This is a genomic window from Streptomyces sp. NBC_01176, from assembly GCF_045039825.1.
In the GTDB taxonomy this organism is placed as follows: domain Bacteria; phylum Actinomycetota; class Actinomycetes; order Streptomycetales; family Streptomycetaceae; genus Streptomyces.
The window spans coordinates 2140618-2159890 of record NZ_CP108600.1; the positions used below are offsets into that span (position 1 = coordinate 2140618).

Below are 19273 nucleotides of genomic sequence, written 5' to 3' on the forward strand. Positions count from 1 at the left end.
CCTCTTCCCTGTTCCCCTGTGAGGCATCATGCGCTGCGTCATCGCCAGGTTCCCGTTCGACCTCTCCAAGAGCGGGGTGCTGGCCTCCATGAAGGGCGTCAAGCCCGAGCCGATCACCGGTGAGTCCGTGCTGATCGGTCGTCGCCACTACCCCGTCAAGCAGGTGGGCGAGGTCATCACCCGTCAGGACCGCCGCGACTTCACCAGCGGGGAGGTCACCCGGGCCATGACCCGCCTCGGCTTCACCTGCCGGGGCGGCCACGGGACCGTACAGCCCACCCGTGTCCTCACGCCGCTGCAGAACGCGTCGGCGCTGCTCGGCAGTCCGGCCCCGCTGGGACTCTGACGAGCCGGGATCCAGGAGGACGTGCGGACTCCGCGTCCGCGCGGACCGACGGACTCCTGACCGGAGCAACAGGCGGAAGCAACTGACGGAAGCCACCGCCAGGACAACGACGAGGGCCCGGCCGACACATGTCGGCCGGGCCCTCGTCGTACGTCACCGTGCGGGCCGGGGCGCCCGGCCGGACGCCGACTCCCGGCCGGGCGGGGACGAGCCGGCGACGCGGTGTCTCACTGGTCGAAGTAACTGAAGTCGCCCACGGTCCAGGCGCTGACGTCCTCGATCGCGACGCGGTACATCCCGCCCGTCTCGGGGATTCCGACGTTGCCCTGCAGGATCCGGGCGAGATGGAAGTGCAGATGCGTGGGCGGCTCGCCACGATCCGGCCGGCCCTCCGCCCGCCCCGCGGTGAAGGCGTCGGAGAACGGGCCGAGGTGGTCGGAGTCCTTCAGGACCTCCGAGACACGCTCCCGCCACACGGCTTCGGGAGCCAGCCGGCCGGTGATGACGGCTCCGCCGACGACCACGGTCAGCGACATCTGATTGCTTTGCCCGGACTCCACCATGGCGGAGATGTCCACGAGCAGCTCGTCAGGGTTCGACATGAAAGCCGATTCTATGGGCGTCGCCGGCCGATGGGGGCACGAACGCGATCCTGGTGACCTGCGGACGCCCTGATACCTGCGACACGCCGACGCCAAAATCTATCTTTGTCAGAGTAGACATTGCCCGGCAGCGTGGCTAAGGTTTCTCACGTAGACATAACCGCCACGCGGACGGCCCGCAACCGAAGGGGCCGCCTGCGGCACGGAAGCGACGCGTGGTGGATGCAGAGGAAGAACGGAGGAACGGACGCCATCAGGATCGCCCGGCCCGAGCACCATCCGGCCGGGTACCGCACGACCCCGGAACGGAAGGTGGTCCCCGGTTACGCATCCTCGATCCCCGCACTCCCGCCCCTCTCCGGGGCCGGGTAGCGGAAACAGAAGGTCGGCGCAGCAGTAAGGCCGACAGATGGTGTTGAATTTCCTTCGGGGCCCTGGTGCCGTACGGCATCGGGGCCCCTCGACGCGTTGCTCAACGAGGTGAAATGACAGCAGATACTCCGCTCAGTGGTCGTCTGGACGACGACGACTACCCCGCGTACACCATGGGCCGGGCCGCCGAGATGCTCGGCACCACCCCCGGCTTCCTCCGAGCCATCGGCGAGGCCCGACTGATCACCCCGCTCCGCTCGGAGGGCGGACACCGCCGGTACTCCCGCTACCAACTGCGGATCGCCGCGCGCGCCCGCGAGCTCGTGGACAAGGGCACCCCGGTCGAGGCCGCGTGCCGCATCATCATTCTTGAGGACCAGCTCGAGGAAGCACAGCGCATCAACGCCGAATACCGCCGCTCCGCCGACAAGGGGAGCGAGAACGCGTCCTGAGTGCACGGAGGCGGCGATGCCGCCCGGACGCGCGATCACGCACCGGCGAGGTCACACGCGTCTTCGCCGTACCCCGGCCGGGGCCGAGCGATGAGCGTGGTCGTGAAGGGCGGTCGCCTCCGCGGCGAGGGCTCCATGAGGCTTCAGCCGAACGATCGTCCTCATGGGCATGAAGGTGAGGCCCGGGGACACAGTTCCCTTCACCACCACATGGGTTAAAACCACACGGGTTCCGCCGGCATTCCCGCGAAAGCTCCCCACGGACGCCGACGGTCACGCGCGGTCGGAGCACGGACCGGCGCGCCACCCGGCCACCGGCCGTCACCCTCGCCGACAATGAGCGGCAGCCCGGCCACCGGCGGCACCGGGTCCGGGCGGTACGACCGGACCGGGGCCGGGATTCACCGGAACCCACCGGGACCCAGCGACGAAGGAGCCGCGTGAAATTCGGGATCTCCACCTTCATCACCGATCTGAGCACCCGGCCGGCCCCCCTCGGGCGGGCCATCGAAGAGCACGGGTTCGACTCGCTGTTCATCGCCGAGCACAGTCACATCCCGGTCGACCGCCGCTCCCCCTACCCCCCGGGCGGGGAACTGCCCGACATCTACTACCGCACGCTGGACCCCTTCGTGGCGCTGACCGCCGCGGCCACCGTCACCGAACGGCTCCTGCTGGGCACCGGCATCGCCCTGGTCTCGCAGCGCGACCCGATCCACACCGCCAAGGAAGTCGCCTCGCTCGACCTGGTCTCCGACGGCCGGGCCGTCTTCGGTGTCGGCGTCGGCTGGAACCGCGAGGAAATGGAAAACCACGGCACCGACCCGGCCACCCGGGGCAAGCTCGTCGACGAGCGGCTGCGCGCCATCCTCGAACTGTGGACCAAGGAGAAGGCCGAGTTCCACGGGGAGTTCGTCGACTTCGACCCCGTCTACGCCTGGCCCAAGCCGGTGCAGAAGCCGCACCCGCCCCTCTTCGTCGGCGGCGGCAGGGGCGCCTTCCCACGGGTCGCCGAACTCGGCGACGTCTGGCTCGCCAACGGCGTCCCGCCCGAGGTGCTGGCGCCGCAGATCGAGGAAGTGCGGGCCTTGGCCGGCCGCGCGGTCCCGGTGACGGTCTACGGTGTGCCCGCCACCCCCGAGGCGGTCGAGGGCTACGCGCAACTGGACGTGGAGCGCGTGCTGTTCTATCTGCCGTCCGATCCCGAACCGGCCACCCTGGCCCACCTGGACCGGTTCGCCGAGGTCGCCGCCCGCTTCCGCTGATGCCCGCCCTGACCGCGGCCGAGGCGCGCGAACGGTTCGCGGCGTCCCGGGTCGCCCGCCTGGCCACCGCCGACACCGACGGCCGCCCGCACCTGGTGCCGGTGGTCTTCGTGGTGACCGGGGACACGGTGGCCATGGCCGTCGACCACAAGCCCAAACGGTCGACCCACCTCAAACGGCTCTCCAACATCCTCGCCAACCCCGCCGTCGCCCTCCTCGCCGACCACTACCAGGAGGACTGGGACCAGCTCTGGTGGACCCGCGCCGACGGGCGGGCGCACGTGCTCCCGCCCGCCGACCGGTCCGCCGACGCGGCCCGCTACACGGAGCTGCTCACCGCGAAGTACCCACTGCAGTACACCGGCCGTCCCCCCGCGGGCGAGGTGGTGGAGGTACGGGTCACCGGCTGGACGGGGTGGCGGGCGAGCTGAACCACCCCGGGTTCGGGCGTCTTGACAGCGTCCGGAGGAAGATCCAGCATAGATCCATGGAAACTCAATCAGTTTCAGAAGTTTCCGACGGTGACAGGCAGCGTGCCGACGCGATCGTGCGGGCGGCCGGCCGCCTCTTCTTCGCATCGGGTTTCGCCCGGACGAGCATGGACGATCTCGCTCGTGAGCTCGGGATGAGCAAGAAGACGATCTACCGGCACTTCCCGGACAAGCGCAGCCTGCTGACCGCGGTGCTGGACGAGCAGTTCGCGGTGGTGGAGGCCACGCTGACGGCGGCCGCCGAAGACGCGGAAGGGCAACCGTTCCGGGTGCGGGCGGAGCGCTTCCTGATCGCCGCGGGCAGCGAGCTCGGCCGGATCGGCGCGGCCCAACTCACCGCGGGCCGGGGCGATGTGATGCTGCGTCAGTACGTGGAACAACGTGTCGACGCGGTGGTCTACCGACGGCTCGACGAACTGTACCGGGAAGGGCACCGGCAAGGACTCCTGCCGGCGCCGCCCGAGTTGCTCAGTGAGATCACCCGCGGCGCGCTGGAGCGGCTGCTCACCTCGCAACTGCCGCGCGAACTCGACTGGACCGCGGCCGATCTGCTGCGGGCGACCGTCGACACCGTGCTCTACGGGGCGATCCGTTCAGCACACCCTCGCGTCGACGAGGAACGACCCCGGGCGGTCATCCCCACGGCCCGCGACGAGCAGGAGGAGGTGGGCCCGTGACGTGCGGGGCACCGTCGACGCCGACCTCGTCGGCAGCACCATGGCACCCGAGGCCGTGGCCGCCGAACACGGCCGGCGGGTACCGGCCCGGATCGGTGGCCACTTCCGGATCCGCGCCGTGGGCCCGGCCTCGGTCTCCTCGCCTCCGTCACCGCGGCGGAGCGGAGTCCCACCGCGCCGCGACCACTCCGACCACCGCGACCACCGCGGGCTGACCGTCCGCTCGTCCCCCACGAGCCGCCGTCCTCGACCCTCACGTCACTTCCCTGTCCACCGCGGGGCGCGGCGCTCGGCGAAGGCGGTCAGGCCCTCGCGTGCGTCGGCCGAGGTCATCAAGTCGCCAAGTTCCTTGCGCTGCACGGCGAAGAGGTCCGCCTCCGGCAGGCCGTCGGCGGCCCGTACGAGGTTCTTCACCGCGGCGAGCGCGAGCGGGGCGTTGCGAGCGAGCCGGTCGGCGAGCCCGAGGGCGACGGCCACCGCTTCGCCGGGCGCGGTGACCCGGTTGGCCAGGCCCAGCTGCCCTGCGCGGGCACCGCTGACCGGCTCGCCGGTGAGCAGGAACTCCATCGCCAGGTGGTACGGGATGCGCTGCGGCAGCCGGATCGCTCCGCCTCCGCCGGCGGCGAGCGGACCGAGCACGGCTTCGGGCGGACCGAACGTCGCGTCCTCGGCCGCGACGATCAGGTCGCAGGCCAGGGCGAGTTCGAGTCCGTCGCCCAGGGCGGATCCCTCCACGGCGGCGATCAGCGGTTTCGTGCGTTCGGTCTCGGCCGGGCCGCCGAAACCGCGGCCCGGGATCACGGGTGACTCGCCGTTCGGCGCGGCCTTGAGCTCCGTACCCGCACTGAAGGTGCCCTTCGCTCCGGTCAGGACACCGGCGCGCAGTTCGGTGTCGGCCTCCAGCTCGTCCAGCGCGGCGGCCAGACCGGCGGCGACCGCGGCGTTCACCGAGTTGCGTGCCCGGGGGCGGTCGATCGTGATCAGCAGGGACGAGCAGACCCGCTGGACGCGCACGCCGTTGCCGCTCATGGCTTCTCCTAGGGCTTTCCGTGGCTCAGCGGGAGGAAGCCAGCTCGGCGAGGACCTCCGCGGTGTCCTGGCCGGGAACCGGGGCCAGGCGGCGGATCGAGCCGGGAGTGGCGGAGAACCTCACCGGGATCCCGATCGTGCGGAGCGGGCCTTCGGTGGGGTGCGCGAACGTGTCGAGGAGGTGGCCGTCGCGGACGTAGGGGTCCTCGTGCGCGTGGTCCAGCTCCAGCACCGGGCTCATCGGGATGCTGTGCTTCGCGCACACCTCGGCCCACTCGGCCGTGGTCAGCGCCGGGGTGCACTCGCCGACCAGGGCGAACAGGTCGTCGGCGTCGGCCGTGTCGAGGACGGGGCCGTTGACGCGTGGGTCCGCGGCCAGGTCGGGACGGCCTGCGGCGGCGAAGAAGTCCCGGTAGTTGTGGGGGTTGTACGGGAGCACGGCGGCCAGGCCGTCCTTGGTGCGCCGCGCCTTGTGCTGCTCGGACAGCGAGCGCGCGTAGCCCGTGGGGCCCGTCGCCGTCTCGAACGTGTGGCCGGCGAGGTGCTCGACGAGGTTGAACGCGATCAGGGTGTCGGTCATCGGGACCTCTATCCGCTGGCCGTGGCCGGTCCTGTCCCGGTGCACCAGGGCGGCCAGCACGCTGTAGACGATGGTCAGGCCGGAGACCTTGTCGGCGAGGATGCTCGGCAGGTAGCGCGGCGTGCCCAGCGCGCGGTCGGCGATGTCGACCAGCCCGGAGGCGGCCTGCACGGTCTCGTCGTAGGCGGCGGCGTCGGCCCGGGCGGAGTCGTCGCGGAAGCCGGCGGCATGCGCGTAGACGAGGCCCGGCTCGGTGGCGGCGAGGTCTTCGTAGGTCAGGTTCAGCCGGGCGAGCGCGCGCGGACGCATGTTGGTGATCAGCACATCGGCGGTGTGGATGAGCTCGAGGGCCCGGGCGTGCTCGGCCTCGTCCTTCAGGTCGAGGGACACGCTGCGCTTGTTGCGGTTGACGTTGAGGTGCAGCGGGGTCATGCCCGGCGTGTTGCGGTACCGGCCCACACGCAGGGAGTCCGTGGGGGACTCGATCTTGATGACGTCGGCGCCCAGATCTCCGAGGATCTGGGCCGCGTACGGACCCATGACCACCGTCGAGAGGTCGATGACCCGTACGCCGTCGAGCGGCCCGGGACTCTGTGTGTCCGTCATCGTCGCGTCCTTTCTTTCTCGCCTGCCTAGGGAAAGAACGCTAAGGGAACCGCACGGACAGTGGAATCATCGTATTGCTGATATCGGTGTGACCGCAGCAGTCATACCGAGATCAGCAGTCGATTTCCGCTCGGATCACAGGTGCAGCGGATCGGCGAAGACCTCGCGGGCCGTTGCGATGACGTCGTCCAGGTCACCGCCGGAGGCCCGGTCCCGCCGCCAGATGAGGGCGGTGTCCAGGACCGGGTCGAAATCCGTGAACGGCAGGACCTTCGTGTTCTCCAGGGCATAGCCGTGCATGGGGCTTTCCGCGTTCAGCATGGAGAAGTAGAACGCTATCCCGCTGGAAATCACTTCGGCGATTCCGCCATAACCGGAGTCCGTCAGCTTGACCCGCTTCTTGACCCCTCGTTCCGCCATCTCCCGGTCGAGCTGGTCGAAGTAGGAGAACTTCATCTCCTGCGGTGCGACGACGAAGCAGAGGTCGGCCAGTTCGGCCAGCGCCAGGGAATCCCGCCCGGTGAACTGGTCGGCGGGCACGACCGCTCCGAGCCGTTCGGACATGACGGGCAGCACGTCCAGTGCGGGGTCGCTGATGGGCAACCGGGCCAGCGCGAGCGCCAGCCTCCCCTCGCACACGCCGGTGACCAGAGCCTTGGAGGTGCCGGGCCAGCGCAGGAGTTCGCACCACTCGTCGGCGCGTTCCGCGAGGGTGTTGACGAGTTCCCTCAGCCTCGGGTGGAGCCCGGACGGGATGCCCACGAACATGGTGCCGCGCTCCGACCGTGTCACCTCGCGCAGCCGCCACGGAATGCGGTTGACCCGCTCCAGCACGTCGCGCGCGATCGGGAGCAGCGCCTCACCGGCCGGCGTGAGCGTGACACTGTGCGTGTCACGCTCGAACAGTCGATGGTCGAGCTCCCGCTCCAGATCCTTGATCCGCTGGCTCAGCGGTGACGTGGCCATGTGCAGCCGTCGGGCCGCCGCGGAAAAGTTCAGCTCCTCGGCAACCGCGACGAAGTAGCGCAGATGCAGCATCTCCACACTGACACGTTAACCCGATCCACGAGCGGGTTCCGAGGCGTCGTGCGCCGGGGCGGGGGCTCCGACCGTGACCGTGGGCGACCCCGGACGGCCGATCGCGCGTCGTCGCAGCACGATCCCGGTCGCGCCCCGCCGAAGGGCCGTCCGAGTCAGCCGCGCGGGGTGGCCGTCTCGCGCAGGGATGCCAGCGCCGGGCCGTACAGCCGCGCCTTGATGGTGCCGAGTGTGTCGCCGGCCTTGCTCAGCTGTGCCTGGGCGATCTCCACCGCCGTGGACCGTACGACGTCCTCGGCGACCGCCCGGTCGACGATGGCCGCGGCCGCGGCATCCGATCCGCCGTAGCGGCGGGCGGTGAGCATGGCCTCGTGCGCGGTCTGCGGCGCCAGCCGGGACTGGACCAGGGCGGACATGCCGGGGGTGAAGGGCATGTTGATGTCGGCCTCGGGCAGGCACCAGAAGCCGCGGTCGCTCCGCATGACGCGGAAGTCGTGCGCGAGGGAGAACATCGCGCCGGCGGCGAAGGTGTGCCCCTGGAGGGCCGCCACGGTGATCATCGGTAGGGACAGCAGGCGGGCGAAGAGCTGGTGGACGGAGACGATGTAGTCGTCGTGCTGGTCCGCGTGGGCGGACAGCCACTCCAGGTCCAGGCCGTTGGAATAGAACTTGCCCGTCGCGGCGGTCACCAGGCCTCGTGGTCCTTCCGCCTTCTCCACCTCTTCCAGGGCGGCGTCGACGGACGCGATCCAGTCGGGGTGGAAGCGGTTCTCACCGTCTCCGAGGTCGAGCACGAAGAGGTTGTCCTGGCGGTCGAGGGTAGGCATGTGCGCTCCTGCGGGGTTGCGTGGTGTCGGGGGCGGAATCAGGCGGCGGGGTGTCGCAGTTCCGGCATGGGAGTCGCCGGGGTGTCCAGCATGGGAGTCGCCGGGTTGTCGTGCATGGCGTACGTCCGCACGCGCTCCGTCGGGTACGGCGCCGAGGGGCCGGGCCCGCGCACGGGCCCGTCGTCGCGGTCGGCGGGTCGACGAACCCCCCGCCTGCCCGCCGCTTCCCGGCTCATTACGCCGCTTCGGCTTCCGCCGTGCCGGGGACCGCTCCCCGAGCGCGCAGCCCGGCGATCTCGGCGGGGCCGAATCCCAGCTGGGTGAGGATCTCGTCGTTGTGCTCGCCCAGGTCGGGCGCTCGCCTGGCCGGGACCTTCGGCACCCCTCGGAGGTTGACCGGACTGCTGACGGTGTAGTCCAGTCCGCTGACCCCTGCCAGGGGCACGACGACGTCGTTCTCGCGCAGCTGCGGGTCCTGTGCGGCCTCCTCCGGTGTCTGGATGAGGCCGACGGTGATGCGTTCCCGGGTCAGGACGTCCTGCCAGTGGGCGAAAGGGCGGGCGCGGAACGCGGCGTCGAGCAGCTCGCTCAGCGCGGCGGCGTTCTTCGCGAAGCCCTGGATGTCCGCGAAGCGAGGATCCGCTTGCAGTTCGGGCCGCCCGATGGCGCGCGCCAGTGCCGGCCAGTGCGTGGACGAGGTGGCCAGCATGAACCAGCGGCCGTCCGCGGTCCGGTAGGGGTTGGTCAGCGCGTTCACCGGTACGTTGCGGTCGTGCAGCTCGAACGGTGTGCCGCCGGCGAGTGCGCCGGCCACGAGTGTTCCCGTGGCCCAGACGCCCGTGGCGAGCAGTGAGGTTCCGACGTTGGCGCCTTGTCCGGTCCGTTCGCGATGGTAGAGGGCGGTCGTGATCGCCGCGTAGATGGCGATCGCGGTCGTGTAGTCGCCGCTGCCCCAGACCGGGACGGTCGGCGGGGCCCCCGCGTCGCGGGTGGAGGCCAGCAGGCCGCTGCGCGACCAGTAGGCGGTCAGGTCGAAGCCCGGCTGCCGTGCGTCGGGGCCGGCGTCCCCGAAGCCGGTGATGTCGGCGTAGACGACCCTCGGGTTCCAGCCCGCGACCTCCTCGTAGCCCAGGTGCAGCTTCTCGCGCGTGCCGTGCGGGAAGTTGGTGATCACCACGTCGGCCCATTGGACGAGTCGCTTGAGGATCTCGGTGGTCGCCGGCGACTTGAGGTCGATGACCATGCCCCGCTTGTTGCGGTTGGCGAGGTGCCAGCCGTAGTTGGCCTGGGCTCTGGGGCTGGGCGGGACGGAGCTCAGCAGCCGCTGGGGGTCGCCCCGTCCCGGGGGTTCGATCTTGATGACGTCCGCTCCGAAGTCGGAGAGCATGGTCGCCGCGGCCGGTGCCGCGATGAAGCTCGCCACGTCGAGAACCTTCAGGCCCGTGAAGACGGATTCGGTGGTCATCGCGCTCACCCCACGAAGGCGCTGTGGCCGGTGATGGACTTGCCGACGATGAGGGTCTGCATCTGATGGGTTCCCTCGTAGGAGTAGAGAGCCTCGGCGTCGGAGAAGAACCGTGCGACGTCGTGGTCGAGGACGATGCCGTTGCCGCCGAAGATCTCGCGGCACCAGGCGACGGATTCGCGCATGCGGGCCGCGACGTACTCCTTGGCCAGCGCGGACTGCTCGTCGCGGAAGATGCCCTGGTCCTGGAGCCGGGCGAGCTGCACCAGCATGCCCCAGGAGGCGGTGATGTTGCCCAGGCTCTTGACCAGCAGGTCCTGCACCAGCTGGAACTTGGCGATCGGACGGCCGAAGGCCCTGCGCTCCTTGGCGTAGTCGAGTGCGAGTTCGTAGGCGCCGATCATGACGCCGAGGGCCTGCCAGGCGACTCCTCCGCGGGTGACGCGCAGGACCTCCGCGACGTCCCGGAAGCCCTTGATGTTGTGGAGCCGGTCGGCTTCCGGCACGCGGACGTCGGTCAGGGTGATCTCGGCGTTCTGCACGATCCGCAGCGCGATCTTGCCCTCGATCTTCTCCGGCCTGAAGCCAGGGGTGCCCTTCTCGACGACGAAGGCCTTGACCTTGTTGTCGTCGACGTCCCGGGCGAAGACCACGACGTAGTCGGCGAAGGTGGCGTTGCCGATCCACTTCTTGGCACCGTTGAGGATCCAGTCGTCGCCCTCGCGCCTGGCGGTGGTGCGCATGCCGCCGGAGACGTCGGAGCCACCGAGCGGCTCGGTCAGGGCGAAGGCGCCGATCTTGTCCATCGAGGCCATGGAGGGCAGGAACCTGTCACGCTGCTCCTGGTCGCCGCCGTAGTAGATGGAGTAGAAGCCGAGCCCGTTGTGGACGCCGAAGAAGGTGGCGGTCGAGGCGTCGACACGGCCCAGCTCGGTGGCGAGCATGCCGCCGAGCAGGTGGCTGGCGGCCGGCTTGTGCTCGCCGTAGCCCTCGTAGGCCAGGGCGGCCAGTCCGCTGGTGCGGAATCTCTCGATCATCTCGAAGGGGAACTCGCCCTTGCCCCAGTACTCGTTCACCAGCGGCTTGATCTCCTTGCGCAGGAAGGCGCGGGCCTTGAGCAGGATCTCGCGCTCCTCGTCCGAGAGCAGCGCCTCGTACTGGTAGAAGTCGGCGGCCAGTTGGTCGTCCGGCTGTACGGCTGGGGTGGTGGGGGCGGGGGCGGTGACGGTGGGGGCGCTCGGGGTGGCGACGGTGGGGGCAGCGGTGGCGGTGCTCATCTCAGATCTCCTTGGTGTGCTCAGTGCGGCGAACGTCCTCCAGGGCGGACAGGACGGCGAGTTGCCCGCGGTCGCGGGCTTCGGCGAGGTCGGCGTACGGCGTGGAGGCGTACGCCCTCTCCACCGCCTGGATCACCCGCTCCCGGTCCTCGGGCTCCTGCGAGGGCTCGCCGAGGGGCATCTGCTGCATGGTCGAGCCGATGTGCTCGGTGATGTGGCGGTAGCCGCCGGGGCCACCGCCCAGGTGCGCGCCGAGGAACGGTCCGACCGTCGCCCAGCGGACGCCGAGCGAGTGGGTCACGACGGTGTCCAGGTCCTCGGGGGTCACCACCCCCTGCTGGACGAGATGGACGGCCTGGCGGCTGAGGGCGTTCTGGAGCCGGTTGCCCACGAACCCGGGGATCTCCTGGCGTTCGACGACGGGGGTGCGGCCGACGGCGGTGTAGAAGGCGACGGCCGCCCGCACGGCTTCCTCGGTGGTGCGTTCGCCGGGCACGACCTCGACGAGCGGCAGCAGGTGGGGCGGGTTGAAGGGGTGCCCGATGAGGACGCGGCCGGCGTCTTCGAGTTCCGTGGTGAAGGCCGTCGCCGGGATGGCCGACGACGAGCTCAGCAGCAGTGCGTGTCCGGGGGCCTCCCGGACCAGCCGGGCGAACAGCTCCTTCTTGAACTCGACGCGCTCGGGGCCGTTTTCCTGGACGACGTCCGCGTGCCGGACGGCCTCGGTGACGTCGGCCGCGACGTGTACGCGGTCGGCGAGGCCGTCGGTGTCCAGGCCCTGGGCGGCCAGGTGCGGGGCGAACGCGGCGAGCGCCTCGGTGAGCGCCTCCGGCAGGTCGGGGCGGGGATCGCTGACGTGGACGTTCAGGCCGTGTGCGGCGAACAGTGCTGTCCAGGAGAGTCCGATGGTGCCCGCGCCGATCACGGCGGCGGTACGGAACGGGTGCGTCACTGCGCGCCTTCCTTCAGGTAGTCGAAGACCGGCTCGACGGGTGCGAGGGTCAGGTCGGTGAGGATGTGGCTGGCGGAGACGACCTCCAGGACGGGCAGGTCCGCCAGCGGGGCGAGGACGTGGGCGAAGAGCTGGAGCCGTGCGGGGCCGGTGTACGCCTCCTTGACCACGACGTCGGTGATCTCGGTACGCACCAGTTCCTGGACGCGCATGTCGGGGCGGTGGCCCGGGACGGCCTTGAGCATGAAGGTCGGCACGGTGATCTGGTCCCTGGCCGTGGCCTCGTCGAGTGGCCGGTGCTTGTAGCCCATGGTCGCGGCGGCGACGCGGAGGGTTCCGTAGTCGAGCGTGCCGACCAGCGTCCCGTTGTCGATGTACATCCTGGGCGCGCCGATGACCTTCGGATACGCGCTGGCCTCGCGTCCGGCCGCCGTCGCCGGGAAGTTGTCGAGGTACATCGCGTGCAGGTACTCGCCCCGCTCGCCGTCGAGGACTACCTCGATCGCCTGTCCGGCCTCGGTGTAGGGACCGAATCCGCTGACGTCGCCCATCTTCATGATCTCGAAGCGGACCAGCGGTTCGTCGATCCGAAGGGGTTCGGGAACGACGGCGCGCAGCGCGTCGGGGTCGGTGCGGTAGACGATGTTGAGGTATTCGCGGTCGGTGAAGCGGGGGGCGGTCGGCGCGTACGCCGGGCTGGTCAGCGGGGTGGTCGAGTGCCGCCGGACGTCTTCGATCCGCATGTCACTTCCCCGTCCACCGCGGGGCCCGGCGCTCGGCGAAGGCGGTCATGCCCTCCCGGACGTCGGCCGTGGCCATCAGCCGGCTCATCACCGTGCGCTGCGCGGCGAAGGCGTCGGCCTCGGGTGCGCCGTCCGCGGCCCGTACGACCTCCTTCACCGCGGCGAGCGCCAGGGGCGCGTTCGCCGCCAGCCGTTCGGCGAGCAGAAGGGCCTCCGGCAGGGCCTGGCCGGCGGGCACGACCCGGTTGGCCAGACCCAGCTCACCGGCCCGGCGGCCGCTCACCGGCTCGCCGGTCAGCAGCAGTTCCATCGCGAGGTGGTACGGGATGCGCCGGGGCAGTCGAATCACTCCCCCGCCGGCGGCGATCAGTCCCCGCTTGACCTCCGGCAGACCGAAGTGCGCGTCCTGCGCGGCCACGATCAGGTCGCAGGCGAGGGCCAGTTCGAAGCCGCCCCCCATGGCCCAGCCCTCCACGGCGGCGATCAGCGGCTTCGTCCGGTCGGTCTCGGTCACGCCGCCGAATCCGCGCCCCGGGATGTCCGGGGACTCGCCCCGCAGGGCCGCCTTCAGGTCCATGCCGGCGCTGAAGGTGCCCTCGGCGCCGGTCAGCACGCCGGCCCGGAGTCCCGGGTCTGCCGCTAGGTCGTCCAGGGCGCTCGCCAGCAGGGCGGCGATCTCGGCGTTGACGGAATTGCGTGCTCGCGGGCGGTCGATCGTGATGACCAGGGTCGTGCCCGCCCGTCGGGTGCGCACGCCGGTGGTGCTCGTACCGGTCCCCCGGTCGGTGTCGAGCGGCCCGGTGACGAAGGGTTCCGCCATCGCCTCTTCCTTTCGTTCGTGGGTCGTCGTTCTTGACACATGACGTTAGGGAAGAGCGATGGATGACGGAATCATCAAAAGGGTGACGGCGGTGTGACCACGCTAGTCACACCGTTTTCTGAATTACCTCGGCCTTTTCCCCGGATTTCCATCCGATGATCCCGGGCATTGGAATTCCAGATAAATATGGCTCTCCAGCCGAATATTCTCGTCCCGGATTTCCGCCATCCCGCTACCGCCACCGGCACGCGCTTGCGGGCGGCTCTGCTCCGTCTTCCGCTCCGGTGCTCGGCGAAGGCCGGTCCGAGGAGAAAGGCGTCGGCTCCGCGCTTGTCCGCGACCTTTCCGGTCGTCCGCCCAGGGGGGCGACGCCGCTCACGCGCCGGTCGCCCGGCAGCAGGATGTCGAGACCGAAGCGGTCCATGCCGACGTACGAACCGTTGTCGATGAGCGGTGCAGGTAGTCCTGGTCGTCGGTGTCACCGCTGTGGCCGATGACCACCGTCGCGAGATCCACCCCCTCCCTGCGCAGGATCTCCTGTGCCACCAGGCCGGTGCGGGCGACCGCGCAGGTGTGCACGGTGATCGGTAATCCGGTACGCACATGCGCCTGTGCCACCGCCCGCATCACCCGCTCCACACCAGGAGTGAGCCCTTCCTCGAACCTACCTGCGCGGCCGGTCCCGGCAACGCTCGCGCGGGCGAATCCCCCGCCCTGACAAGGCGGTTCACCGATTCCCTTCCGTGAGGCGGAAGTGGTGTTGCGGCGCTGTGACGCCCTTCCGGACGATGCCACCACCGAAGACAGACGGGAGTCGCACGCATGCCGCACACGACCGCCTTCGCCAGGAACCAGTGGTACGTCGCCGCCCTCGCCCACGAGGTGGGGCGCGAGTTGCTCGGCCGGACGGTTCTGGGCGAACCGCTCGTCCTCTACCGGACCAGGGACGAGGGGACGGCCGTCGCCCTGGCCGACCGCTGTGTGCACCGCAGGTTCCCGCTCTCCGAGAGCCGGCTCGACGGTGACCGGATCGTGTGCGGATATCACGGGTTCACGTACGACACCACGGGCACCTGCGTGTACGTGCCGGGGCAGAAACGCATACCGCGCACGGCCCGGGTCGCCGCCTACCCAGTCCTCGAGCAGGACTCGTTCGTGTGGGTGTGGATCGGCGACCCGGCGCTCGCCGACCCGGGGACCGTCCCGCCGGCCCGGCACATGGACTCTCCGGACTGGACCACGGTCTCGGGCATGGAGCCCATCGACGCGGACTACGGACTGCTCGTCGACAACCTCCTCGACCTCTCCCACGAGACCTATCTGCACGGCGGATACATCGGCACCCCCGAGGTCGCCGAGACGCCGATCACGACGGAGGTCGACGAGGGCGCCGGCATCGTGCGGGTCAGCCGCCGCATGGACGACGCCGCGTGCCCGCCGTTCTACGCGCGCTCGACCGGCATCGAGGGCCGGATCACCCGCTGGCAGGACATCGAGTACCACGCGCCGTGCCTGTATCTGCTGCACAGCCGCGTCGCGCCGGTCGGGGTGCTGCCCGAGGCCGACGGCGGCGATCCGAACGCCTTCCACACCGAGATCACCTACGCGATCACCCCCTCACGCGACGGCCACGTCTACGACTTCTGGGCGGTCTCGCGGGACTTCGCCCGCGAGGACACGGAAGTCACCGCGTTCCTGCGGGACTTCAACCACACGGTCGTGATGCAGGACGTCGACGCGCTCAACCTGCTGCAGCGGACACTGGGCACCGAGCGCGGCGGGTACCAGGAACTCAGCATCAACATCGACACGGGCGGTCTCGCGGCCCGCCGTATCCTCGCCCGGCTGGCCGAGGAGGGCGACAAGCCCACGGAGAGGGTCCAGTGACGCGGGCGCCCCGCTTCACGCACCGCGAGGTCTACCGCGTCGACTGGCTCCCGGGCACCGACGTCCTGCACGGCACCTGTCACTGCGGCGCCGAGCACACCGCCCAGGATCCGGTCGAGATGTGGGAGTGGATGCTCGCCCACCCCGAGGGACACACGCCCCGAGGAAGCCGAGGATGACCGATTACGAAGCCGAACTCGTGGTGGCGGAGCGGGAGTTCGTGGCCGATGGAGTGGTCGCCCTCACGCTGCGCCACTCTCGCGGCGAGGAACTCCCCGGCTGGGAGCCGGGCGCCCACGTCGACGTCGTGCTCGGTCCGGGGCTGGAGCGGCAGTACTCGCTGTGCGGCGACCCGGCGGACCACGGAGCGTGGCGGATCGCGGTGCTCCGGGAGCCGCACGGCCGCGGTGGGTCCTCGCACGTGCACGAGCGGGTGGACGTGGGCGACCGGGTCCGCGTCCGCGGCCCGCGCAACCACTTCGCCCTGACTCCCGCTCCCCGCTACCGGTTCGTCGCGGGCGGCATCGGCATCACCCCGATCCTGCCGATGCTCGCCGCGGCGCAGGCGGCGGGCGCGGAGTGGACGCTGCTCTACGGCGGACGGGCCCGCGGCTCCATGGCGTTCGTCCGGGAGCTGAGCCGGTACGGGGACCGGGTGACGATCGCTCCCCAGGACGAGAGCGGGCTGCTGGACCTCGACTCCGTGCTCTCCGACATCCCCGGGGGCACCCTGGTCTACTGCTGCGGTCCCGGTCCACTGCTGGACGCCGTCCAGGAGCGGTGCCCCGCCGGGCTGCTGCACGTCGAGCGCTTCGCGCCGAAGGCCCAGGAGCCCGACTCCGACGACGAGTTCGAGGTCGTCCTGGCCCGCAGCGGCCGCACCCTGACCGTCCCCGCGGACGTCTCCGTGCTCGACACCGTGCGGGGTGCCGGCGTCGAGGTGCTCTTCTCCTGCGCCGAGGGCACCTGTGGCACGTGCGAGACGGACGTCCTCGAAGGGACCCCGGACCACCGGGACTCGGTGCTCACCGACGCGGAGCGGGCGGCCGGCGAGACCATGCTCATCTGCGTCTCCCGATGCCGGGGGAAGCGGCTCGTGCTCGACCTGTAGGCATCCGGTTCGCGCGCCCCGGGAGCACGCTTCGGTAACTGTCAACAATATTGTCAGCCACGGCCATTGACCGCGTCGTACGGGGGATCTACCGTCCGCTGAGCACCACTGTGCGGTGTGCGCACAGCCTGTCGGAACACTGTCGTCTGCACAGGAGGAGCCATGCGTCGTCTGCTCGCCGGTCTCGCGGTCGGAACCTTCCTGGTCGCCGCGTCGGCCTGTGGCTCGTCCGACGACTCCACAACGTCGGACAAGGGCGCGTCGTCCGGCGGAACCACCACGGTCAAGGTCGGGATCATCCCCATCGTCGATGTCGCACCGCTCTACCTGGGTCAGCAGAAGGGCTTCTACGGCAAACGCGGGCTGAAGCTCTCCATGACGACCGCGCAGGGCGGCGCCGCGATCGTCCCGGGCGTCGTCAGCGGCCAGTTCCAGTTCGGCTTCTCCAACATGACCTCGCTGATGATCGCCCGGAGCCAGAACGTGCCGGTGAAGGCGGTGGCCAACGGCGTCGCGTCAACGGGCCTGGCGGGCAAGGACTTCGGCGCCATCACGGTGAAGAAGGGCAGCGCCCTCACGTCGGCGAAGGACCTGGAGGGGAAGAAGGTCGCCGTCAACACGCTGAAGAACATCAACGAGACCGCGGTGCGCGAGTCGGTGCGCAAGGCGGGCGGCGACCCCTCCAAGGTGAAGTTCGTCGAGCTGGCCTTCGACCAGATGCCCGCCGCCCTGGACAGCGGCCGGATCGACGCGGCGATGGTGGTCGAGCCCGCGCTCGCCACCGTCAGGAGCCAGGGCGGCACGGAGATCGCCTCGTCCCTGGTCGACGTGGCCAAGGACCTCACCGTGGCCATGTACTTCACGTCCGCCCAGTACGAACAGAAGAACCCCGATGTGGTGAAGAGGTTCCAGGAGGCCACCGCGGAGTCCCTCGCCTACGCCGACGCCCACCCCGACGAGGTCCGTTCCGTCGTCACCTCGTACACGAAGATCCCCGCCGCGGTCCTCGCGAAGGTGACGCTGCCGAAGTGGCCGGCCGAGCCGAACCGCGCGTCGATCGAGGCGCTGGAGAAACTGGGCGAGCAGGACGGGCTCTTCAAGTCGGCCCCCGATCTCGACGAACTGCTGCCGTGAGGGGTGCGAACGCGGCATTCGGTACGGCCGGGCTCGCGGCCTTCCTCGCCCTGGGCGAGGCGGCGCCGCGGCTCGGCCTCGTCAAGGCGGCCTACTTCCCGCCCACCAGTCGCATCGCCGACGCGCTGGCGCGGGAGGCCACCGACGGCGCCTTCTGGACGGCCCTCGGCGACACCCTCACCGGCTGGGCACTGGGGCTGGTGACCGCGGTCGTCGCCGGCGTCGTCGTGGGACTGGTCGTCTCGGTCGTGCCGTATCTGCGCGAGGCCACGGCCTCCACGATCGAGTTCCTGCGCCCGATCCCCTCCGTCGCGCTGATCCCCCTCGCCGTCCTGCTCTACGGCACCGAACTGCGCTCGGTCCTCCTCCTCGTCGTGTACGCCTCCTTCTGGCAGGTCCTCGTCCAGGTCCTGTACGGCGTCCGCGACGTCGACCCGGTGGCGGAGGAGACGGCACGCTCGTACGGTCTCGGCCCCTGGGCACGCACCCGGCACATCCTGTGGCCGACCGCGCTCCCCTACGTCATGACCGGTGTCAGGCTCGCGGCCGCGGTCGCCCTCATCCTCGCCGTGACCGCCGAACTCGTCATCGGCGCACCGGGGTTGGGTGCGCGCATCGCGGTCGCCCAGTCCTCGCAGGCCGTCCCCGACCTGTACGCGCTGGTGGTGGTCACCGGCCTGCTCGGGCTGCTGATCAACGTGGGTGCCCGCGCGGTGGAACGACGGGCCCTGGGCTGGCACCAGTCGGTGCGCGGGGAGGTGGCGGTGTGACGGGCCTCCCGTCCGGCCGGACGAGGCCGAACGCCTGGAGCTCCCTTCTGCTGCGGGTGCTGTTGGTCGTGGCGCTCCCCGCGCTCCTGGTCGCCGGCTGGTGGCTCGCCTCGGACGGCAGCACCGACGTCTACTGGCCACCGCTGCGCACGATCGTCAACACGTTCCCGGACGTCTGGACGGGCGACCGGCTCCGCGCCGACCTGGTGCCCAGCGTGCTGCGGCTGCTCGGTGGATACGCGGCAGCGGCCGTCGCAGGGGTCCTGCTGGGCGTGGTCATCGGCTCGTACCGGCGGGTGCGGGCGTTCTGCGAGCCGGTCCTGGAGTTCCTGCGCGCGGTGCCCCCGCCCGTCCTCGTGCCGGTCATCATGCTGTTCGCGGGCATCGGGGACACGATGAAGATCGTCGTGATCGCGAGCGGCTGCCTCTGGCCGGTCCTGCTCAACACGGTCGAGGGAGTGCGGGCCGTCGACTCCGTCCTGGCCGAGACGGCACGTTCGTACGGCGTCACGGGCGCCGCCCGGCTGCGGCACGTGGTCCTGCGGGCGGCGAGCCCGCAGATCTTCGCGGGCCTGCGCCAGGCGCTGTCCATCGGCATCATCCTGATGGTCATCAGCGAGATGTTCGCGGCCACCAACGGCCTCGGCTTCACCATCGTGCAGTTCCAGCGCGGCTTCGCGATCCCCGACATGTGGACCGGGATCCTCGTCCTGGGCCTGCTCGGCCTTCTCCTCTCGGTCGCCTTCCAGTTCGTGGAACGCCGGGTGCTCGGCTGGTACCACGGCCTCCGGGACTCCTCCCGGCGGTCCCCGTGACGCTCGCTCGCGAA

Annotated in this window: 22 protein-coding genes; 11 read left to right on the forward strand and 11 right to left on the reverse strand. The window is 70.5% G+C overall.

Annotation, left to right across the window (positions count from 1 at the left end; all coding sequences use genetic code 11):
- The first annotated feature begins 28 nt into the window (after window positions 1-28).
- The gene (locus OG199_RS09005; RefSeq protein WP_356804004.1) at window positions 29-346 is read left to right on the forward strand and encodes an SCO5918 family protein; all 318 of its coding nucleotides are present in this window, start codon (window positions 29-31) and stop codon (window positions 344-346) included.
- 227 nt (window positions 347-573) lie between these two features.
- Here the strand turns inward: OG199_RS09005 and OG199_RS09010 are convergent, their stop codons facing one another.
- Window positions 574-948: a hypothetical protein gene (locus OG199_RS09010; protein ID WP_405828947.1), complete on the reverse strand. Its 375-nt coding sequence runs from the start codon at window positions 946-948 to the stop codon at window positions 574-576.
- Window positions 949-1433: 485 nt separating this feature from the next.
- Between OG199_RS09010 and OG199_RS09015 the strand changes: the two genes are divergently transcribed.
- From OG199_RS09015 to OG199_RS09030, 4 genes are all read left to right on the forward strand, one after another.
- Window positions 1434-1772, forward strand: a complete 339-nt coding sequence (locus tag OG199_RS09015; protein WP_356804002.1) for a MerR family transcriptional regulator — start codon at window positions 1434-1436, stop codon at window positions 1770-1772.
- A gap of 440 nt (window positions 1773-2212) precedes the next feature.
- Window positions 2213-3037, forward strand: a complete 825-nt coding sequence (locus OG199_RS09020; RefSeq protein WP_405828949.1) for an LLM class F420-dependent oxidoreductase — start codon at window positions 2213-2215, stop codon at window positions 3035-3037.
- The gene (locus tag OG199_RS09025; RefSeq protein WP_401805131.1) at window positions 3037-3468 is read left to right on the forward strand and encodes a TIGR03668 family PPOX class F420-dependent oxidoreductase; all 432 of its coding nucleotides are present in this window, start codon (window positions 3037-3039) and stop codon (window positions 3466-3468) included. Before OG199_RS09020 ends, OG199_RS09025 begins: the two co-directional genes overlap by 1 nt.
- 56 nt (window positions 3469-3524) lie before the next feature.
- Window positions 3525-4205 (forward strand): TetR/AcrR family transcriptional regulator, encoded by a 681-nt coding sequence (locus OG199_RS09030; protein ID WP_405828951.1) that lies wholly within the window; start codon window positions 3525-3527, stop codon window positions 4203-4205.
- A gap of 258 nt (window positions 4206-4463) precedes the next feature.
- Here OG199_RS09030 and OG199_RS09035 read toward each other — a convergent pair whose 3' ends face one another.
- From OG199_RS09035 to OG199_RS09080, 10 genes are all read right to left on the reverse strand, one after another.
- Window positions 4464-5234 carry a crotonase/enoyl-CoA hydratase family protein gene (locus tag OG199_RS09035; RefSeq protein ID WP_405828953.1) on the reverse strand — a complete coding sequence of 257 codons (771 nt, stop codon included), beginning with the start codon at window positions 5232-5234 and terminating at the stop codon, window positions 4464-4466.
- 25 nt (window positions 5235-5259) lie between these two features.
- A complete protein-coding gene (locus OG199_RS09040) occupies window positions 5260-6420 on the reverse strand; it encodes a CaiB/BaiF CoA transferase family protein (protein WP_405828955.1) in 1161 nt (386 codons plus the stop codon).
- 135 nt (window positions 6421-6555) lie between these two features.
- A complete protein-coding gene (locus OG199_RS09045; RefSeq protein WP_401805388.1) occupies window positions 6556-7458 on the reverse strand; it encodes a LysR family transcriptional regulator in 903 nt (300 codons plus the stop codon).
- A gap of 155 nt (window positions 7459-7613) precedes the next feature.
- Window positions 7614-8285 (reverse strand): enoyl-CoA hydratase-related protein, encoded by a 672-nt coding sequence (locus OG199_RS09050; RefSeq protein ID WP_405828957.1) that lies wholly within the window; start codon window positions 8283-8285, stop codon window positions 7614-7616.
- A gap of 235 nt (window positions 8286-8520) precedes the next feature.
- Entirely contained in the window at window positions 8521-9750 is a 1230-nt protein-coding gene (locus OG199_RS09055) for a CaiB/BaiF CoA transferase family protein (RefSeq protein ID WP_401805123.1), read from the reverse strand.
- Window positions 9751-9755: 5 nt separating this feature from the next.
- Entirely contained in the window at window positions 9756-11027 is a 1272-nt protein-coding gene (locus tag OG199_RS09060) for an acyl-CoA dehydrogenase family protein (RefSeq protein WP_405828959.1), read from the reverse strand.
- Between the two features lies 1 nt (window position 11028).
- A complete protein-coding gene (locus OG199_RS09065; RefSeq protein ID WP_401805120.1) occupies window positions 11029-11979 on the reverse strand; it encodes a 3-hydroxyacyl-CoA dehydrogenase NAD-binding domain-containing protein in 951 nt (316 codons plus the stop codon).
- Complete coding sequence (locus tag OG199_RS09070) at window positions 11976-12722, reverse strand: acetoacetate decarboxylase (RefSeq protein ID WP_405828960.1); 747 nt, start codon at window positions 12720-12722, stop codon at window positions 11976-11978. The genes OG199_RS09065 and OG199_RS09070 overlap by 4 nt, the downstream gene beginning before the upstream one ends.
- A gap of 1 nt (window position 12723) precedes the next feature.
- Window positions 12724-13542 carry a crotonase/enoyl-CoA hydratase family protein gene (locus tag OG199_RS09075; RefSeq protein ID WP_356804204.1) on the reverse strand — a complete coding sequence of 273 codons (819 nt, stop codon included), beginning with the start codon at window positions 13540-13542 and terminating at the stop codon, window positions 12724-12726.
- A gap of 375 nt (window positions 13543-13917) precedes the next feature.
- On the reverse strand, window positions 13918-14181 hold the full coding sequence (locus tag OG199_RS09080) for a hypothetical protein (protein WP_405828962.1): 264 nt from the start codon (window positions 14179-14181) through the stop codon (window positions 13918-13920).
- Between the two features lie 183 nt (window positions 14182-14364).
- Here OG199_RS09080 and OG199_RS09085 point away from each other — a divergent pair, with 183 nt between their 5' ends.
- The 6 genes from OG199_RS09085 (at window position 14365) to OG199_RS09110 (ending at window position 19259) form a co-directional block, all read left to right on the forward strand.
- Window positions 14365-15429: a Rieske 2Fe-2S domain-containing protein gene (locus tag OG199_RS09085; protein ID WP_405828964.1), complete on the forward strand. Its 1065-nt coding sequence runs from the start codon at window positions 14365-14367 to the stop codon at window positions 15427-15429.
- On the forward strand, window positions 15426-15608 hold the full coding sequence (locus OG199_RS09090; RefSeq protein WP_356804207.1) for a hypothetical protein: 183 nt from the start codon (window positions 15426-15428) through the stop codon (window positions 15606-15608). The genes OG199_RS09085 and OG199_RS09090 overlap by 4 nt, the downstream gene beginning before the upstream one ends.
- On the forward strand, window positions 15605-16540 hold the full coding sequence (locus OG199_RS09095) for a PDR/VanB family oxidoreductase (protein WP_401805113.1): 936 nt from the start codon (window positions 15605-15607) through the stop codon (window positions 16538-16540). The genes OG199_RS09090 and OG199_RS09095 overlap by 4 nt, the downstream gene beginning before the upstream one ends.
- Window positions 16541-16702: 162 nt before the next feature.
- The gene (locus OG199_RS09100; protein WP_356804211.1) at window positions 16703-17674 is read left to right on the forward strand and encodes an ABC transporter substrate-binding protein; all 972 of its coding nucleotides are present in this window, start codon (window positions 16703-16705) and stop codon (window positions 17672-17674) included.
- Window positions 17671-18444, forward strand: a complete 774-nt coding sequence (locus OG199_RS09105) for an ABC transporter permease (protein ID WP_405828967.1) — start codon at window positions 17671-17673, stop codon at window positions 18442-18444. Before OG199_RS09100 ends, OG199_RS09105 begins: the two co-directional genes overlap by 4 nt.
- Complete coding sequence (locus OG199_RS09110) at window positions 18441-19259, forward strand: ABC transporter permease (protein WP_405828969.1); 819 nt, start codon at window positions 18441-18443, stop codon at window positions 19257-19259. The genes OG199_RS09105 and OG199_RS09110 overlap by 4 nt, the downstream gene beginning before the upstream one ends.
- Window positions 19260-19273 lie beyond the last annotated feature (14 nt).

What these genes read in the sequence shown, in the direction of transcription:
- OG199_RS09005 (WP_356804004.1), top strand. Translation starts at nt 29, where the DNA reads ATGCGCTGCGTCATCGCCAGGTTCCCGTTCGACCTCTCCAAGAGCGGG.
- OG199_RS09010 (WP_405828947.1), bottom strand. Translation starts at nt 948, where the DNA reads ATGTCGAACCCTGACGAGCTGCTCGTGGACATCTCCGCCATGGTGGAG.
- OG199_RS09015 (WP_356804002.1), top strand. Translation starts at nt 1,434, where the DNA reads ATGACAGCAGATACTCCGCTCAGTGGTCGTCTGGACGACGACGACTAC.
- OG199_RS09025 (WP_401805131.1), top strand. Translation starts at nt 3,037, where the DNA reads ATGCCCGCCCTGACCGCGGCCGAGGCGCGCGAACGGTTCGCGGCGTCC.
- OG199_RS09030 (WP_405828951.1), top strand. Translation starts at nt 3,525, where the DNA reads ATGGAAACTCAATCAGTTTCAGAAGTTTCCGACGGTGACAGGCAGCGT.
- OG199_RS09035 (WP_405828953.1), bottom strand. Translation starts at nt 5,234, where the DNA reads ATGAGCGGCAACGGCGTGCGCGTCCAGCGGGTCTGCTCGTCCCTGCTG.
- OG199_RS09040 (WP_405828955.1), bottom strand. Translation starts at nt 6,420, where the DNA reads ATGACGGACACACAGAGTCCCGGGCCGCTCGACGGCGTACGGGTCATC.
- OG199_RS09045 (WP_401805388.1), bottom strand. Translation starts at nt 7,458, where the DNA reads ATGCTGCATCTGCGCTACTTCGTCGCGGTTGCCGAGGAGCTGAACTTT.
- OG199_RS09050 (WP_405828957.1), bottom strand. Translation starts at nt 8,285, where the DNA reads ATGCCTACCCTCGACCGCCAGGACAACCTCTTCGTGCTCGACCTCGGA.
- OG199_RS09055 (WP_401805123.1), bottom strand. Translation starts at nt 9,750, where the DNA reads ATGACCACCGAATCCGTCTTCACGGGCCTGAAGGTTCTCGACGTGGCG.
- OG199_RS09060 (WP_405828959.1), bottom strand. Translation starts at nt 11,027, where the DNA reads ATGAGCACCGCCACCGCTGCCCCCACCGTCGCCACCCCGAGCGCCCCC.
- OG199_RS09070 (WP_405828960.1), bottom strand. Translation starts at nt 12,722, where the DNA reads ATGCGGATCGAAGACGTCCGGCGGCACTCGACCACCCCGCTGACCAGC.
- OG199_RS09075 (WP_356804204.1), bottom strand. Translation starts at nt 13,542, where the DNA reads ATGGCGGAACCCTTCGTCACCGGGCCGCTCGACACCGACCGGGGGACC.
- OG199_RS09085 (WP_405828964.1), top strand. Translation starts at nt 14,365, where the DNA reads ATGCCGCACACGACCGCCTTCGCCAGGAACCAGTGGTACGTCGCCGCC.
- OG199_RS09095 (WP_401805113.1), top strand. Translation starts at nt 15,605, where the DNA reads ATGACCGATTACGAAGCCGAACTCGTGGTGGCGGAGCGGGAGTTCGTG.
- OG199_RS09100 (WP_356804211.1), top strand. Translation starts at nt 16,703, where the DNA reads ATGCGTCGTCTGCTCGCCGGTCTCGCGGTCGGAACCTTCCTGGTCGCC.